Raw genomic sequence first — 17,434 nt, forward strand, 5'->3', positions numbered from 1 at the left:
CATCAGCATGAATCCGTTAATCTCCTCAAATTATAATAGATTTGGTGAAACAACAAGATAATTGGTTCCGCGATTTACGGGCTTGGGCTCCATTTTCCTTTACCTCTTATTTATTACTTGAATAGCGGATTCCAGCCGATTAGTCTCAGATCCTGAAATTTTTACCCAGGGAACCCCCGAGATATCCAATTCCTTTTCGTACTGCGCCATGAAATGGATTCTTAATTCCGGGTCCGGATGTTCCCTGAGCGGATCTTCCTGCCAGGGTATGTCAATATCCGTAAGCAGGTAAAGATCATAGGACCTCTCCTTTATTTGCTGTTTTATCCAGGGGTCGGTATTGCCGTACTTGTGTTCACTCCATATTTTTATTACCCGCAAATCCGTGTCACAGATAAGGAATTCTTTTGCCTGAGCAGCCAATTCGTCCTCGGCCCGGATTTGGCCCCGGGCAATCTGCAACAAGTCCTCATACCGGTAAGGTCGATCCAATCCCTCCAGGTATTCCCGTGCGTATTCCGGAACCCAGGGTTCGTCGAAATGCCGGGATAAGGCTTCACTCAAAGAGCTTTTGCCAGTAGATTCTGGTCCGATGATCACTATTTTATACATTTATTTCCTTGTATTTTCGGGCAGCGCGGATCCAGGCCATCAGACCCATTATGGCCAATACCGTAAAGACAAAAAACTGAAAGGAAGTAAGCACCAGTCCCTTGTAAAAATATAAGGGCACCGAAACAAAATCGGTAATAATCCAGGCGATCCAATTCTCCACCTTCTTTTTTGCCATCAACCACATAGCTACAAAGGCAGATGCTGTGGTAAAAGAATCCCAACCGGGTACGTCGCTGTCGGTATAAAAGCGTAAAACATAATACAACAAGCCATAGGCCAGAAGGAACAGGCCTAAAGCCTGTAATATTTCCCTACCCTTCATCCAGGTAACCGGTACGACTACCTTGCCCGGCCTTGGATGGGACCAGACATACCAGCCAAAAATGGACATGGAAAAATAATAGGCATTGATTCCCATATCTGCATACAAGCCGATCTGTAAACAGATCCAAACATAAATAAGCGTGCTGATTATTCCGGTAGGAAATACCAGTATGTTCTCCTTTATGGAATAATAAACGGAAGCCAAACCAAAGAAAACCGCTACAGCTTCCAGCCAGCTCATTCCTTGCAAGCCTGAAACCAGACCATCTACCATGTATTGCCAGTTCACGGATTGAAGTTGGGATAAATACCTAACATTAAAAAATCAGAAAGTCATTCATCCTAATGAAGTCTTTCTGATTTATTGTAAAAACAGAAGAATTAACCGATGTTTTTCTTCTTTAACTGGTCCACAATGTATTCGGAGGTTCTGATGGAAAGGGCCATAATGGTCCAGGTAGGGTTTTTGTCCGCCTGGGACACAAAAGAGCCGGCATCTACCACAAACAGGTTGTTGCATTCATGGGCCTGAGAATACTTATTCAAAACCGATGTTTTGGGATCATTTCCCATACGTACCGTACCGACTTCGTGAATGATACGTCCGGGAGCAGCCAGGCCGTATTGGTTGTCCGCACCAGGTTTGTTGCCCATTACCTGAGCACCCATGGCATCAAAGATTTCTTCGAAGGTCTCCTGCATGTGCCGGGCCTGCTTCACCTCATAGTCGGTCCAGTTGTAATGAAAGCGAAGTACCGGAATTCCAAATTTATCTACCGTATGAGGGTCTATTTCACAATAGTTGTCGTATTGGGGCACGCTTTCTCCCCGGCCCGCAATACCTACCGTGGCACCATAGACACTGCGAATGTCCTCTTTCAATCCTTCACCATAGCCACCGTTTGGCCGGGGTTTTCCAAATTCATCCTTGAGGTAGTTTCTCATGGAGTCCATGCCAAAACCGAATCCATAGTTAGGCATTCGCATGCCTCCTCCAAATTCCAAATGATATCCTCTGGGAAAATCAAGCTTTTTATTATCCAACCACCAGGGAGTATAGACGTGCATGGAACCTACCCCGTCTTCATTGTACTTATCTCTTCCCAAAAACGAAGGCATGAGTGCCGAGCGGCTGGCACCGGTAGAATCGTGCAGGTACCGACCCAGGGTACCGCTGCTATTGGAAATTCCGTTGGGATGCTGTGGTGAACTGGAGTTCATCATGATCCGCGCGCTTTCACAGGCAGACGCTCCCAAAACCACTACCCGGGCCTTGAGCTTGTATTCCTGCATGTCCACCTTGCTCACATAGGAAATTCCAGTAGCCGCTCCTTTTTCGTCGGTGGTTACTTTGCGAACCATTGCATAGGTATACAAGTCTACCTTGCCTTTCTTGATGGCCGGTTTTACCAAGACCGTTCCAGAAGAAAAATCCCCGTAAACCTGACAAGCCCGATTACATTGCGCACAGAAAAAACAAGCTCCGCGCTCGTTATTTACCGGTCGGGTCAAGACTGAAATCCGCGAGGGAATGACTGGCAGATTTATCTTCTTTCCTCCTTCCATAAACGCCAGCTCGTGCAGGCGTGGCTTAGGGGGAGGAAGGAAAAAACCGTCCGGTTCATTGCGAATTCCCTCTTTGGTACCAAAAACACCTACGATTTGGTCTACCCGGTCGTAATAGGGTTTTACATCCTCATATCCTATGGGCCAGTTATCTCCCAGCCCGTCAATATCTTTCCTTTTGAAATCATCCGGCCCGAATCGCAGAGAGATTCTACCCCAATGATTGGTTCTTCCGCCCACCATTCGGGAACGGAACCAATCGAATTGGGTACCGTCCTTTCGGGTGTAGGGCTCTCCCTCAATTTCCCATCCACCGTAGGCAGCATCAAAATCGCCAAAGGCTCTCACGGTGTTTGCGCCCCTTCTGGGGGATTCCCAGGGCCAGCGAAGTTGGGTGCGGTATTCCTCCAAAGCCGGGTCAAAGTCACTTCCTGCTTCTACCACCGCCACACTTAAACCGGACTCTGAAAGGATCTTACTGGCCATTCCGCCCCCGGCACCGGAGCCTACTATGATGACATCGTAGCTGTCCATGGATGATTGGATTTCAAAACTCATTGGTATTGATTTGATGTTTATTTTAATTGACGGCCTAAAATAGGGGATTCTCCCTAAATTTTCATCATCTGCCCTCAGAATCCTATCCCAAAAACCTGGCAAACCAAAAAGGGTTGCTGAATCCTTGGAATAATACGTTGAAAATACCGGAATAAGGTTTCCGGGAAATTCTGAAAATGCTTAGGATCAGGTGTTGAATTGAAATCCCCTGTCCGGAAGACGATTTTTAAATTGTAAAATTTTATTTTGCCCAAACATTTACTAATCTTATACTTTCAATCGAACAAAAGGACTACCCTTCAAATGGAAGTCACTTTTCTATATTGACAATAGAATCCAAAAAGATGAAGAAAAAGGAACGGAGAAGCCAGGGCTGGTTTGGTAAAACCGGCAAAGACGGCCTGATCTACAGGTCTTGGTTTAAAAAACAGGGAATACCCACCCACGAACTGGGAGGAAAACCCATGATCGGTATCTGCAATACCTGGTCGGAACTTACCCCATGCAATTCCCATTTCCGGGAGCTTGCCGAATTTGTGAAGAAAGGAATCCTGGAGGCAGGAGGATACCCGGTGGAATTTCCCGTCATGTCTCTGGGCGAAACGGTGATGAAACCCACCGCCATGCTCTATAGAAACCTTGCCAGCATGGATACGGAAGAGTCCATTCGGGCCAATCCACTGGATGGCGTGGTACTATTGTGTGGTTGTGACAAAACTACTCCCTCCCTGGTGATGGGGGCTGCCAGTGTAAACCTCCCTACCATCGTGGTCTCCGGCGGACCCATGCTAACCGGAAGATACAGAGGCGCCGAAATTAGCACCTCTGATATCTGGCGCTTTAGTGAGGATTCGCGCTCAGGAAAAATGAGCCAGGAAGACCTATACGTGGCCGAATCCGGACTTTGCAGAAGCGATGGACACTGTGGCGTGATGGGCACTGCTTCCACCATGGCTTGTATGGTAGAATCGCTGGGGCTTTCCCTTCCGGGAAATGCCGCCATTCCGGCACCCGACACGGGAAGAAAGGTAATGGCGCACCTTTCAGGTATGGAGATTGTAAAAATGGTGGAAAATGATCTGAAGCTTTCGGATATTCTGACAAGAAAAGCCTTCGAAAATGCTATTATGGTAAATGCAGCCATTGGCGGATCCACCAATTTTGTTATTCACTTGCTTGCCATTGCGGGTAGAATGGGGATTCCACTTACACTTGAGGATTTTGACAAATTTTCTTCCAAAATTCCCCTATTGGCCAATTTGCAGCCTTCGGGAACCTACTTCATGGAAGATTTCTATTATGCAGGTGGCCTACCACCCGTCATCCGACAATTAAAGGATCATTTGCATAATGAGGCCATTACGGTAACCGGGCAGGCAATTGGTAAAATCAACGAACGTTTTGAAAATTACAATGAAAACGTAATTGCTACCATTGATAAGCCCTTTAATCCCCTGTCTGGAATCGTGGTGCTCAATGGCAATCTATGTGAAACAGGAGCCATCATCAAACCCTCTGCTGCCAGTCCCGAATTAATGAAGCATACGGGAAAAGCGGTGGTTTTCGAGGACATCGACGATTATAAAAACAAAATCGACGATCCGAATCTGGATATCGATGAAAATTCCATCATGGTATTGAAGAATGTAGGACCTAAGGGCTACCCTGGCATGCCGGAAGTGGGAAATATGGGACTCCCTCCCAAGGTTTTGGCCAAAGGAATCAAGGACATGATACGTATTTCTGATGGGCGAATGAGCGGAACAGGTTTCGGAACCGTCGTTCTGCATGCCACACCAGAGGCAGCGGAGGGCGGAAACTTCGCCGTCGTTCAGAATGGAGACCAGATTGAATTAGATGTGGAAAACCGAAAGCTAAATCTCCTGGTATCAGACGAAGAACTCCAGCAGCGAAAAGCCGCCTGGAAGAAACCTGCTCCAATGACTGAAAGAGGTTATGTAAGCTTATACGTCAAACATGTAGAGCAGGCTAACCTGGGAGCAGATCTGGATTTTCTGAAAGGAAATTCTGGCAGCGAGGTTACCAAAGATTCACACTAATGGTCCTCTATTTTGGAAGGGCATTTATGCCCATTCTAACAAACCTACAAATCCTATAAGCTAAATGAATGCGCACGAAAAATCCTCCCAACCGGTGGCGCTGGTCACTGGAGCCGGAACAGGGATTGGCTATGAAATTTGTCGCCTGCTGGCCTCCAGAGGAATTTACGTAATGCTAAATGATCTCGATCCGCCAATTACTGACAAAGCTGTAGCAAAAATCAATCGGGAATTTCCTGATTATTGCAAGGGCTTTGCCGGAGATGCGTCCGATACGGGTTTTATCACCCGGCTGGTGAACGAGACCGTTTCCGAATTTGGTTCCCTGGACATAGCGATCGCCAATGCAGGCATTACCGTTTTCGGGGAGTTTTTGACTTACAGGGAGGCAGATTTTAATAAGGTACTGCAGCTCAATTTGGTGGGTGGTTTCTTTCTGGCTCAGGCAGCTTCGAAACAAATGATTGCTCAAAAGAGCGGCGGAAGTCTGCTGTTTATGTCGTCGGTAACCGGGCACCAGGCACACAAAAACCTGGCGGCTTACGGAATGAGTAAGGCTGCCTTGGAAATGCTGGCAAAAACGCTGGTATTGGAACTTTCTCCACACCGGATAAACATAAATGCGATTGCCCCGGGAGCGACCATCACGGAGCGGACTGCTCAGGAAGAGGGGTACGAAGAAACCTGGTCTAGGATTACTCCCATGGGTAAACCCGCCCACCCGGTGGATATTGCCGAAGCCGTTGCCTTCTTGGTGTCGCCCCAGGCAAGACATATTACGGGACAAAGCCTGGTCATCGATGGGGGATGGACCGCTACCAGCCCCTCACCTTATGAATAAGGGATCTATCGGATAGAAGGTAGTCAAAAACGGCTTTTTTATTAAAATTTTACGGTATTCAGGTTATTTTAATGGAATTTGAATGGTTTTTGTGAACATTCACCTATAGGTAACAGGAATTTAACCAATCAGTCAGCATAGAACAGGACAGTTAAGTATTAATAATAATTTAAATTCGCTTAATTTAACTTAAAATCAAATCTATTTTCTTAAAATATGGCAGTTACAAAAAACACTTTTAAACACGTAGATTACCTGTGGGACGATGCGAAAGCAAAAGCGTTGGGAGACGACCAAATCGCCCTTTTGCTCTACAGGTCCAATATTTTGGGTGCAGACCTGAGAATCACCAACTATGGCGGTGGCAATACCAGTTGCAAAACCGTTGAAAAAGACCCCCTAACGAAGAAAGACACGGAAGTAATGTGGATCAAAGGATCCGGTGGTGATATTGGCACCCTGAAAAGAAGCGGTTTGGCCGGATTGTATATGGACAAACTGTTGGCCCTGAAAAATGTGTATCGGGGACTGGAATTCGAAGACGAAATGGTGGCGTTATTTAACCATTGTATTTACGATCTTGACTCCAAAGCACCTTCCATTGACACTCCTTTGCATGCGGTATTACCGTTTAAGCACATCGATCACTTGCATCCGGATGCCGCCATAGCCATAGCTGCTTCTAAAGAAGGTGAAAAGATTACGCAGGAATTATTTGAAGGCCAAATTGCCTGGGTGCCCTGGCAGCGACCGGGCTTTGATCTGGCGTTGAAACTGGATCAGGCGCTGAAAGAAAACCCTGGCATCCGGGGAATCATGCTCGGTGGACACGGGCTTTTTACCTGGGGCGAGACTTCCTATGACTGCTACATTAATAGCCTGGAAGTAATTGATAAAGCTTCTCAGTTCCTCGAAGAAAACTACGGAAAGAAACGTCCCGTATTCGGCGGACAAAAAGTGACCTCCCTTCCGGAAGCAGAAAGGAAATCCCAGGCATCAAAGATTGCACCTCATCTGAGGGGCCTTGCTTCCAGTTTTAACCGGATGGTAGGGCATTTTTCCGACGACGAGCGGGTGCTGGAATTTATCAACAGCAATGATCTCGAAAAGTTAGCCCCGTTGGGAACCAGCTGCCCCGACCATTTTTTACGGACAAAGATCAGACCGCTGGTATTAGATATTCCTGCCGACAAGGATCTGACAGACATGTCGGAGGTAAAAACCTATCTGGAAAAGGAATTTGAAGAATACCGGCAATATTATACCAAGTATTACGAGGATCACAAGCGGCCCAACAGCCCTGCCATGAGAGATTCCAATCCGGTGGTCATCCTTTGGCCGGGAGTAGGGATGTTTTCCTATGCCAAAAATAAGCAGACCTCCCGGGTGGCAAGCGAGTTTTATACCAATGCTATTAACGTGATGAAGGGAGCCGAAGCCGTTTCAGAATACGTTTCCCTGCCCCTACAGGAAGCTTTTGATATAGAATACTGGCTATTGGAAGAGGCCAAGTTACAGCGCATGCCCAAAGAGCAGCCCATGTCCCGTAAAGTGGCCTTTGTCACTGGCGGAGCCGGGGGAATCGGAAAAGCCATTGCGGACAAACTAGCCAAAGAAGGCGCCTGTGTATTTATCACGGACATCAATAAAGACAACCTGGATCAGGCACTGGATACCTACAACAAAGACACCGGATCAGGAGCCCTTATGGATGTTACCAAAATGGAGGACATCGAAGAAGCGCTTCGTGCAGCCTGCCTTACGTTTGGGGGTGTCGATATCATTGTAAACTGTGCCGGTTTGGCCATTTCTAAACCTATTGAACAGACCTCCGAAAAAGATTGGGATATTCTTCAAAATGTGTTGGTTAAGGGCCAGTTTGCGGTATCAAAAGCAGGAGTAGAAATCTTACGCGCTCAGAATAAAGGAGGAGATATCATCAATATCGCCAGTAAAAATGCCTTGGTTTCCGGACCTAATAACGTCGGGTACGGAACAGCAAAAGCAGCACAGGTACATATGAGCCGACTATTGGCCGCTGAACTTGGCAAAGATAAGATCCGAGTCAACGTGGTTAACCCTGACGCGGTAATAGAAGGCAGCAAAATTTGGGAAGGCGAGTGGGCCAAAGGCCGTGCAAAAGCCTATGGCATCACAGTGGAAGAGCTTCCAGCCTTTTATGCCAAGCGAACCATCATGAATGAAATTATCGGTGTAGAGGACATTGCCAATGGCGTTTTTGCTTTTGTAGGTGGCCATCTAAGTAAAAGCACCGGCAACATCCTGAATGTAGATGGAGGAGTTGCGGCCGCTTTCGTGAGATAAATCTGTCGTATGCAACTAGATAAAAATCAAATCCGATTACTCAATGATCAAGCTCTCCCGGAACACCGGGAGAGTTTTGAGTATCTAAGCCAACGGTTGAAAGCTCAAAACCTTGAGGCAGATAAACTAATCCCTAAAATTCAGGAATTCCAGGTGGCAATTCCCAGTTGGGCACTAGGTACTGGTGGCACCCGATTCGGCAGATTTCCCGGTGGCGGTGAGCCCCGCTCGCTGGAAGAGAAAATAACCGATGTGGGAACGCTGCATGCTTTAAATGCAGGCTCCGGAGCCATCTCTTTACACATTCCCTGGGATATACCTGGAGATGTGGAAAAAATCAAAGCGCTGGCCGCCGCAAACGGGCTGCTCTTTGATGCGGTCAATTCCAATACCTTTCAGGATCAGCCGGAACAGGAACGATCCTATAAGTTTGGTTCGCTCTGTCATACTGATGCCCGAGTTCGGCGACAAGCCGTTGACCATAACCTGGAAGTCATTCGTTACGGGGAAATGCTCGGATCCAAGTCCTTGACCGTATGGCTGGCAGATGGTTCTTCTTTTCCCGGTCAAATGAATTTCCGAAAAGCCTTGCAGCGAACCTTGGAATCCCTGAAGGAAATATACGCTGGCATGCCAACGGACTGGAAGCTATTTGTCGAATACAAGCCTTTTGAACCCAACTTTTACCATACGGTTATTCAGGACTGGGGCACTTCCCATTTACTTGCTTCTCAATTGGGTGATCGGGCATTTACCCTGGTAGACCTGGGTCACCACCTTCCCAATACCAATATAGAGCAAATTGTCGCCACACTGATGATGCAGGGAAAATTGGGCGGGTTTCATTTTAATGATTCCAAATTCGGGGACGATGACCTGACGGTCGGAGCCATGAAACCCTATCAGTTATTTTTGATCTTCAATGAGCTGGTAGCGGGAATGGAGGACAATCAGTCTGCGAATCCTTCGCCTGCCTGGATGATTGATGCCAGCCATAACCTGAAAGATCCCATGGAAGACTTGCTACAATCAATAGAAGCCATTCAACTAGCTTACGCTCAGGCATTATTGGTAGATCGGGAAGCGCTGGAAAGTGCCAGGGAGGATAACGACCCGGTTTTAGCGCAGGAAATTCTTCAGGCCGCATTTCGAACAGATGCCAGACCTTTAATTGCCGAGGCTCGGCTTCGGGCAGGTGCTGCCCTACAACCCGTCGCGGCATATCGAAAACTGGACCTGCGGAAAAAGCTTGTGCTCGAACGCGGCAGCAAAAGCCAGGCCACCGGTCTCTAAATGAAAGCCGCTCATTTCTTCCATTCTAAATTGACTATACAATGCCCCAACCGGTAATCGCTATTTTTGACATCGGAAAAACCAATAAAAAATTCTTTCTCTTTGATGAACAGCTCAACGAGATCAATGAAACCTATGTCAAATTTCCTACGATCAAAGATGAAGATGGAGAAGAATGCGATGATTTGGATAAAATCACCCAATGGGCAAAGGATACCGTAGAAGAGCTGTGCAGGAATCCGAAATACGATGTAAAAGCACTGAATTTTTCTACCTATGGGGCTTCTTTTGTTTCTATTGGTGAAGATGGAAAACCCGTGACACCGATTTACAATTACCTCAAGGATTTTCCGGAAGACCTGCACAACGAATTTTACGGGCGCTACCCGGAAGCCAGCATCAATCAAACTACCGCATCCCCGACCCTGGGGATGTTGAATTCGGGTTTGCAATTATATTGGTTGAAGAAGAAAAAGCCGGAAACCTACCGGAAGATAAAATACGCCCTTCATTTACCGCAGTACATTTCGTATTTATTTACCGGAGAGCCCGTTACCGAACCCACTTCCATTGGCTGCCATACCAAATTATGGGATTTTCCGAAAGGCGATTACCACGACTGGGTATATGAGGAAGAAATTGATAAGATCCTACCCAGGCAGGTTCCTACTACGCAAAGCTTCGAAAAAGTAATTTGTGGTAAAAAAGTTCAGGTGGGCGTGGGAATTCATGACAGCTCCTCCGCGTTGGCTTCCTACCTGATCAAAATCAAGGAGCCCTTTGTCCTGATTTCTACAGGGACCTGGAGCATCACACTCAACCCTTTTCCAAAGAGAGAGCTAACCACTGCGGAATTACAAAACGATTGTTTGAACTTCCTTTCCATCCACGGCAAAACGGTAAAGGCCAGCCGTTTTTTTCTGGGCTACGAACTGGATAAGCAATTGGAAAAAATAAATGGCCATTTTCAAAAAGAAGCCAAATATTACAAAGATATTCTTCCAAATGAAGGCCTGGTGCGGTCCTTACTAAGCGGTGAAACGGAGGGCACATTTTATCCGGAAACCATTGCAAGAACGCCTTTGGTGAAAGAAGTATTCCCCGAGAACCATTGGGAAATTGCAGGCTTTCCCGATTTTGAGACGGCGTATCACCACCTGGTATTTGGTTTAGCCCGAATGCAGGTAGCCTCGTTGATGATGGCCAAAGGTGCTTCGGATACAAAAAAAGTGTATATTGACGGAGGCTTTGTGCATAATAAGGTGTTCATCCGGTTTTTAAACGAACTGTTGGAAGACTATGAGTTGGTTTTTTCGGATTTTCCCCTGGGTTCTGCCTATGGAGCAGCCTTGATGCTAAAAGCGTTTTCCTAAAACCCATTGCAAAGGACCATGAATAAACTGACCTTAGTTGCCTTTTTGCTTATGCTTACCGGTAGTTCCCTGGCACAAACGACTCCCCTTACCCTGGATATTTATCCGGGAGAAGTGCCTTTTCAAAAAGAAACGGATATCACGGAAATCACCCAGGAAAACGATATTCTGGTAATCAGTAAGGTTCAAAACCCCCAAATCCAGGTGTTTTTGCCGGCAAAACGATCGGCTACCGGCAAAGCCGTTATTATTTGCCCGGGAGGCGGATACGGTGTACTGGCTTACGATTGGGAAGGGCTGGACATCGCCAAATGGCTAAACAGCCACGGAATTGCAGGTATCGTCCTCAAATACCGACTTCCTTCCACTGAAACGCAGACACAATCTCATGTGGTACCCATGGCCGACGGGCAACGGGCCATTCGCATGGTTCGGCACCATGCAGAAGCCTGGGGAATTGACCCGGACCAGATTGGAATCATGGGCTTCTCAGCAGGGGGCCATCTGGCCTCCACCCTGGGCACCCACTTCGATTCAGGCAATCCAGGCGACGAGGATGCCATCGAGCACCAATCCAGCCGACCGGACTTTATGATTCTGGGCTATCCCGTGGTTTCATTTACGGAACACATCACCCACATCGGCTCCAGAAATAACCTGCTTGGTGAAGATCCGGACCAACAATGGGTGACCTATTTCAGTAACGAAAAGCAAGTCAGGGCCGACAGCCCGCCAACGTTTATTTTTCATTCTCAGGATGATACCGCCGTACCGGTGCAACACAGCCTGCTGATGTATGAGGGATTGTTGGAAAAGAAAGTTCCGGTGGAAATGCATTTGTACCCTACCGGAGGGCACGGGTTCTCGCTTTCCATTAATAAAGAAGGTACCCAAAAAGGATGGATGGAAAGTTGTATCCAATGGATACAACACTTGCCGTGAAGCCGCTAAAAATAAGTGAAAATGCGCGCTATCTGGAAAAATCCGATGGGGCTCCGTTTCTATGGTTAGGAGATACTGCCTGGGAACTACTACATCGGCTAAACCTTGAGGAAACCGAGTTCTATTTTCAAAACCGGAAAGCGATTGGTTTCACAATTATCCAAACCGTCATCCTTGCCGAATTGGATGGATTGCATTCCCCCAATGCTTCCGGGGAGACCCCCCTTCACAACGATGACCCGGAAAAACCCAACGAAGCTTATTTCAACCATGTGGATCAGGTGGTCCGATTGGCCCATGAGATGGGCTTGTACCTGGGCTTACTACCCACATGGGGCGATAAATTTAACAAAAAATGGGGGATTGGACCGGAAATTTTTACGCCGGAAAATGCCCGAAAATATGGCGAATTTTTGGGACAGCGCTATGCGGATTTCCCGCATATTGTCTGGATTATGGGCGGAGACCGGGTTCCGGAAAACGCGGATCATGAAGCCATTGTCGAGCAAATGGCAGTAGGCATTCGCAGCTTTCAGCCAGATAAGCTCATGACCTACCATCCCAATGGAGGTTACCTGGCCAGTGACTTTTTCGGGAAATCTACCTGGCTGGACTTAGACCTTTTCCAAACCCGACATCAAAAAGGGTTCCGGGAGTACCGATTCACCCGCAAAGCGAGAAAAAGAAACCCAGTCAGACCGGTGATCGATGGAGAACCCGGATACGAAAACATACCCAATCTGCTAAACAAATGGCATTTTCAGCGTTTATCAGCAGCAGACGTTCGCAGAGCAGCCTATTGGAACCTGCTGTCTGGTGCTGCGGGTCATACCTATGGGTGCAATGAAATCTGGCAAATGTACGACGGAAAGACCGATGCCAAATTTGGTGCGCAATTTTCCTGGAAAGAAGCTTTAGCCTTGCCCGGTGCCCGGCATATGGGAATCCTGCGCCAGATATTCGAAAGGTTACCCTGGCAACAAATGAAACCGGATCCTTCCGTGATCGCAGGGATAAGCTGGAAATGGAACCCGGTAAAAATTGCCCTTTCTACAGCAAAAAGGGACTGGATCCTGATCTACAGTCCACAGGGGAAAAATGTCAAAATCAAGTCCGGCATCCTCCGCGGTAGAAAAAAACGGGCCTATTGGCTGGATCCTGAAAACGGTGAGCAACGTGAAATACAAGAGAAGCTGACCGCTGTGTTTACCGTTCCCAACGAACAGAAAGACTGGCTGCTGTTGATCCTGGAGGAATCCAACCTTTCAAAATGGTCTTATCTCCCACCATCCACAGATTAAACGGGTTTTTTAAGTTGTGGGAACACTCGTTTGTATCTTTACTATCCAGTGGAAGATTAGCTCTTGAGTAGTTTTTACACAATTGCCATACATAAACCCTAGTTTTCTATTAACTTTACGCCTCCTTTTGAGGCAGTTGTCAAGTGTTGGAAAAGCAAAAAGAGGGAATACCAAAACCGAAAATAGTTTCTATTTGCAGTGAAAAAATATAAGGAGTATAAACAGGTAGCGTATCCCAAGATAGGGGAGGATATATTGGCTTTTTGGAAAAGCCACCAAATTTTTGAAAAATCAGTTGCGAACAGGGAGGGAGCACCCACCTACACCTTCTACGAAGGACCCCCATCTGCCAATGGCACTCCGGGCATTCACCATGTGATGGCCAGAGCCATCAAAGATGTCTTTTGCAGATATAAAACGCTGAAAGGTTTTCAGGTCAAACGTAAAGGTGGCTGGGATACCCATGGCCTCCCCGTAGAACTCCAGGTAGAGAAGGAGCTAGGAATTACAAAAGAGGATATCGGGAGCAAAATTTCCGTAGAGGCCTACAACCAAAAATGCCGGGAAACCGTCATGCGCTTTAAGCATGAATGGGATGATCTGACCGAAAAAATTGGCTATTGGGTAGATCTCGATGATCCGTACATTACATTCGATGCAAAATACGTCGAAACCTTGTGGCACCTGCTGAAGAAATTGTACGACAAGGATCTTCTATATAAAGGCTACACCATCCAACCTTATTCTCCGGCAGCAGGAACCGGTCTTAGTTCACACGAACTCAACCAACCCGGTTGCTACCGGGATGTAAAGGACACTTCCATTACTGCTCAATTCAAGGTTCGCGGGGAAGAAAATCTCTACATCCTTGCCTGGACCACCACTCCCTGGACCCTTCCGTCTAATTCAGCCCTGGCCATAGGGGAGAAACTGGATTATGTGAAAGTTCGAACCTTCAATCCTTATACCTTTGAACCGCAAACCGTTATTCTTGCAAAGGAAAGGATGTCGACCTACTTTCACCCAGATGGTTCCAAGTTGGACTTGGAAACCTACAAGCCTGGCGACAAAATTATCCCTTACCGGATCGTAGAACAGCTCAAGGGCAAGGACTTACTAGGACTGAAATACGAACAACTATTTCCCATACCGGAATTGGCCCTTCCAGATCCGGCATTTTCGGTCATCGCAGGGGATTACGTGACCACCGAAGATGGTACCGGAGTTGTCCACCTGGCCAAAGCCTTTGGTGCCGACGATTTCAGAACCCTGACCCAGCAAAACATTCCCGGTATATTTCTCCGGGACGACCGGGACCAGGAAATCCCTGTAGTGGACAAGAAAGGGAAATTTCTCCCCGTAGTGGGCCGGTACCTGAAAGCAAAAATGGCGGAGCACGACATTCAGGCTCATAAGCCACTCGGGGAAGATGACTTTTTTGTCAAAAATTATGCTCTGGATGACGAAAATGATAAATCCTATAAAAGTACGGATGTCATCATTTCCATTATATTAAAAAATGAAAACAAGGCGTTTAAGGTAGAAAAATACGAACACAGTTATCCCCACTGCTGGCGTACCGACATGCCTATCTTGTACTATCCACTGGAAAGCTGGTTTATCAAAACGACGGCTTATAAGGATCAGTTGGTAGCTCATAACCGAACCATCAACTGGAAGCCGGATTCCACCGGAACCGGCAGGTTTGGCAACTGGCTCGAAAATCTCGTTGACTGGAATCTCAGCCGCTCCCGGTATTGGGGTACTCCTTTGCCTATCTGGAGAAACGAGGAAGGTACCCAAACCAAATGCATCGGTTCGATTGCCGAATTGGAAGTAGAAATCGAGCAGTCCATAGCTAAAGGCTACATGAAGGAATCCCCCTTTAAAGGGAAAGAGCCGGATTTGCACCGCCCTTATGTGGACGATATTGTATTGGTGGCGGAAAATGGAGACAAACTATTTCGTGAAGCTGACTTGATTGACGTTTGGTTTGATTCTGGAGCCATGCCTTATGCCCAGTGGCATTATCCTTTTGAAAACGAAGCTCAATTTAAGGCCAATTACCCGGCCGATTTTATTGCAGAAGGAGTTGACCAAACCCGGGGTTGGTTTTTTACCCTCCATACCTTGGCCGTGATGCTTTTTGACAGCGTGGCTTTCAAAAATGTCATCGCCAATGGGCTGGTACTGGATAAAAATGGAAACAAAATGTCCAAGCGCCTGGGTAACGCCGTGGATCCCTTTTTGACGTTAAAGGAGTTCGGTCCCGATGCCTTGCGCTGGTACATGCTCAGCAATGCCAACCCCTGGGATAACCTGAAGTTTAATCAGGAAGGAGTGGCCGAAGTACAGAGACGGTTTTTTGGAACGCTTCAAAACACCTATAATTTCTTTGCCCTTTACGCCAACCTGGATGACTTTGTCTACCGGAAGGATACGAAGATTCCAGTAAAAAACAGACCGGAACTGGATCGATGGATCCTTTCCAAACTGCAATCGCTGATCCGGGAAACCGGGGATGCGTATGAAGCCTACGACGTTACACCGGCCACCCGTGCCATTATGAGCTTTACCGTGGACCAGCTGTCTAACTGGTATGTGCGGCTGGCCAGAAAACGCTTTTGGAGAGGAGACATGAATGCCGATAAGCAGGCTGCTTACGAAACCCTGTACGAATGCCTCGAGATGCTGTCCAAGTTAATGGCTCCTGTGGCACCTTTTTATGCCGATTGGCTTTACCAAAACCTTACCGAAAGCCTTGATAAAAGCCCCCTTTCGGTACACTTGACAGACTGGCCAACCATGGAGGATGAACTAATTAATGGGCAATTGGAAAACAGCATGCAACTGGCTCAGGAGATCTCTTCTCTGGTACATTCGCTGAGAAAAAAAGAGAAACTGAAAGTAAGGCAACCCCTTCAGAAAATCCTCATTCCGGTGTTACAAGCGGAAACGCAAGCCTACATCCAACACGTGGAAGAGTTGATCAAATCCGAAGTTAATGTCAAATCCATAGACTACATCGACGATACCTCTGGTATTCTGGTAAAAAGTATCAAACCCAATTTTGCCCTTTTGGGAAAAAGATTCGGTCCGAAAATGAAACTGGTCAACCAAGCGATTCAAAAATGGGGTAAGCAAGAAATTGCCCGTATCGAGAAAGACGGTCTGATGACAATGGCCCTCGATGGATCTGAGGAAATCATTACCCTGGAAGAGGTATTGATACAATCCCAGGATATTCCGGGGTGGTCGGTAGCCAGTGATAACGGACTGACGGTAGCACTAGATGTGACCCTCACTACTGAATTGAAGGAAGAGGGAATTGCCCGGGATTTTGTAAACAGGATCCAAAACCTGAGAAAGGATCTCGGTCTGGAAGTTCAGGATAAAATTCGTATCAAAGCGGCCGCATCCGATCAACTGGTAAGCGGCGCATTGAACCATTTTTCGGACTATATCCAAACCGAAACCCAGGCGTTAGCATTGCAAATGGAAAACGAATTAAATAATCCAACCGTACTGGAAATGGATGAGTACACACTCTCCGTTACCATAGAGAAAGTTTAGCTATGAACTATTTGAAGTATTTTGGCATCACCCTTATTGTGATCCTCCTGGACCAGGCAGTAAAAATGCTGGTGCATAATGGTATGGATTTCGGCACCGTAGGGCAAATCAAGGTTTTTGGAGATTGGTTTAAACTGCACTATACCACCAATCCGGGCATGGCATTTGGCATGCAACTGGGTTCGGAATATGGAAAGTTAATCCTTACTAGTTTTCGGTTGATTGCCATGTTTGGGATTGGCTATTACCTGTATGCCCTAATCCAAAAAAAGGCGCACCCGGGATACATCGTCTGCATATCCATGATTTTAGGCGGAGCAGTTGGAAATTTAATTGACAGTGTGTTTTACGGGGTTTGGTTGGGAAATGCGCCCTTCGATGCCCCCAGCCCCTGGTTTCACGGTCAGGTAATCGACATGTTTTACATTGATATCTGGGAAGGCTTTATTCCGGAATGGGTCCCATTGATGGGGGGAAGCTATACAGCGCTCTGGCCCATTTTTAACATCGCGGATGCCTCCATTTTCGTCGGCGTGGCGATCATTCTACTCTACCAGAAAAGGTTTTTTGAAGAAAATGATGCCAATGAAGAGGAAGAAGACGAGGTGCAGCGGCAATTTATCGATGAAAAAAAGGCATAGGAACTTCTGAAGTAATTTAGGT

Annotated in this window: 12 protein-coding genes; 9 read left to right on the top strand and 3 right to left on the bottom strand. The window is 46.9% G+C overall.

Annotation, left to right across the window (positions count from 1 at the left end):
• Positions 1–99: 99 nt before the first annotated feature.
• The 3 genes from GJS45_RS13695 to GJS45_RS13705 form a co-directional block, all read right to left on the bottom strand.
• Positions 100–612, bottom strand: coding sequence for an AAA family ATPase (locus GJS45_RS13695; protein WP_162342424.1), 513 nt, complete (start codon positions 610–612; stop codon positions 100–102).
• The gene (gene pnuC, locus GJS45_RS13700; RefSeq protein WP_394366592.1) at positions 605–1,213 is read right to left on the bottom strand and encodes a nicotinamide riboside transporter PnuC; all 609 of its coding nucleotides are present in this window, start codon (positions 1,211–1,213) and stop codon (positions 605–607) included. The genes GJS45_RS13695 and pnuC overlap by 8 nt, the downstream gene beginning before the upstream one ends.
• A 107-nt stretch (positions 1,214–1,320) precedes the next feature.
• Positions 1,321–3,063, bottom strand: a complete 1,743-nt coding sequence (locus GJS45_RS13705) for a GMC oxidoreductase (protein ID WP_162342426.1) — start codon at positions 3,061–3,063, stop codon at positions 1,321–1,323.
• 344 nt (positions 3,064–3,407) lie between these two features.
• On the opposite strand from GJS45_RS13705, the gene GJS45_RS13710 reads away from it, so the two are divergent.
• From GJS45_RS13710 to GJS45_RS13750, 9 genes are all read left to right on the top strand, one after another.
• Positions 3,408–5,123 (top strand): IlvD/Edd family dehydratase, encoded by a 1,716-nt coding sequence (locus GJS45_RS13710; protein ID WP_162342427.1) that lies wholly within the window; start codon positions 3,408–3,410, stop codon positions 5,121–5,123.
• Positions 5,124–5,187: 64 nt separating this feature from the next.
• Positions 5,188–5,964, top strand: a complete 777-nt coding sequence (locus GJS45_RS13715) for an SDR family NAD(P)-dependent oxidoreductase (RefSeq protein ID WP_162342428.1) — start codon at positions 5,188–5,190, stop codon at positions 5,962–5,964.
• A gap of 216 nt (positions 5,965–6,180) precedes the next feature.
• On the top strand, positions 6,181–8,289 hold the full coding sequence (locus tag GJS45_RS13720) for a bifunctional aldolase/short-chain dehydrogenase (protein WP_162342429.1): 2,109 nt from the start codon (positions 6,181–6,183) through the stop codon (positions 8,287–8,289).
• 9 nt (positions 8,290–8,298) lie between these two features.
• On the top strand, positions 8,299–9,582 hold the full coding sequence (locus tag GJS45_RS13725) for a TIM barrel protein (RefSeq protein ID WP_162342430.1): 1,284 nt from the start codon (positions 8,299–8,301) through the stop codon (positions 9,580–9,582).
• Between the two features lie 41 nt (positions 9,583–9,623).
• The gene (locus tag GJS45_RS13730) at positions 9,624–10,955 is read left to right on the top strand and encodes an FGGY-family carbohydrate kinase (RefSeq protein ID WP_162342431.1); all 1,332 of its coding nucleotides are present in this window, start codon (positions 9,624–9,626) and stop codon (positions 10,953–10,955) included.
• Positions 10,956–10,973: 18 nt separating this feature from the next.
• Positions 10,974–11,897: an alpha/beta hydrolase gene (locus GJS45_RS13735; protein WP_162342432.1), complete on the top strand. Its 924-nt coding sequence runs from the start codon at positions 10,974–10,976 to the stop codon at positions 11,895–11,897.
• Complete coding sequence (locus tag GJS45_RS13740; protein ID WP_162342433.1) at positions 11,876–13,198, top strand: apiosidase-like domain-containing protein; 1,323 nt, start codon at positions 11,876–11,878, stop codon at positions 13,196–13,198. The genes GJS45_RS13735 and GJS45_RS13740 overlap by 22 nt, the downstream gene beginning before the upstream one ends.
• Positions 13,199–13,396: 198 nt before the next feature.
• On the top strand, positions 13,397–16,771 hold the full coding sequence (ileS, locus tag GJS45_RS13745; RefSeq protein WP_162342434.1) for an isoleucine--tRNA ligase: 3,375 nt from the start codon (positions 13,397–13,399) through the stop codon (positions 16,769–16,771).
• A gap of 2 nt (positions 16,772–16,773) precedes the next feature.
• Positions 16,774–17,412 (top strand): lipoprotein signal peptidase, encoded by a 639-nt coding sequence (locus tag GJS45_RS13750; RefSeq protein ID WP_162342435.1) that lies wholly within the window; start codon positions 16,774–16,776, stop codon positions 17,410–17,412.
• The last annotated feature ends 22 nt before the right edge of the window (positions 17,413–17,434 follow it).

It is taken from the genome of Cyclobacterium salsum (assembly GCF_010119245.1).
Lineage (GTDB): Bacteria > Bacteroidota > Bacteroidia > Cytophagales > Cyclobacteriaceae > Cyclobacterium > Cyclobacterium salsum.

Excerpts from the sequence above, each read along its gene's own strand:
- GJS45_RS13695 (WP_162342424.1), bottom strand. The coding sequence starts at position 612 with ATGTATAAAATAGTGATCATCGGACCAGAATCTACTGGCAAAAGCTCT.
- pnuC (WP_394366592.1), bottom strand. The coding sequence starts at position 1,213 with ATGGTAGATGGTCTGGTTTCAGGCTTGCAAGGAATGAGCTGGCTGGAA.
- GJS45_RS13705 (WP_162342426.1), bottom strand. The coding sequence starts at position 3,063 with ATGAGTTTTGAAATCCAATCATCCATGGACAGCTACGATGTCATCATA.
- GJS45_RS13710 (WP_162342427.1), top strand. The coding sequence starts at position 3,408 with ATGAAGAAAAAGGAACGGAGAAGCCAGGGCTGGTTTGGTAAAACCGGC.
- GJS45_RS13715 (WP_162342428.1), top strand. The coding sequence starts at position 5,188 with ATGAATGCGCACGAAAAATCCTCCCAACCGGTGGCGCTGGTCACTGGA.
- GJS45_RS13720 (WP_162342429.1), top strand. The coding sequence starts at position 6,181 with ATGGCAGTTACAAAAAACACTTTTAAACACGTAGATTACCTGTGGGAC.
- GJS45_RS13725 (WP_162342430.1), top strand. The coding sequence starts at position 8,299 with ATGCAACTAGATAAAAATCAAATCCGATTACTCAATGATCAAGCTCTC.
- GJS45_RS13730 (WP_162342431.1), top strand. The coding sequence starts at position 9,624 with ATGCCCCAACCGGTAATCGCTATTTTTGACATCGGAAAAACCAATAAA.
- GJS45_RS13735 (WP_162342432.1), top strand. The coding sequence starts at position 10,974 with ATGAATAAACTGACCTTAGTTGCCTTTTTGCTTATGCTTACCGGTAGT.
- GJS45_RS13740 (WP_162342433.1), top strand. The coding sequence starts at position 11,876 with ATGGATACAACACTTGCCGTGAAGCCGCTAAAAATAAGTGAAAATGCG.
- GJS45_RS13750 (WP_162342435.1), top strand. The coding sequence starts at position 16,774 with ATGAACTATTTGAAGTATTTTGGCATCACCCTTATTGTGATCCTCCTG.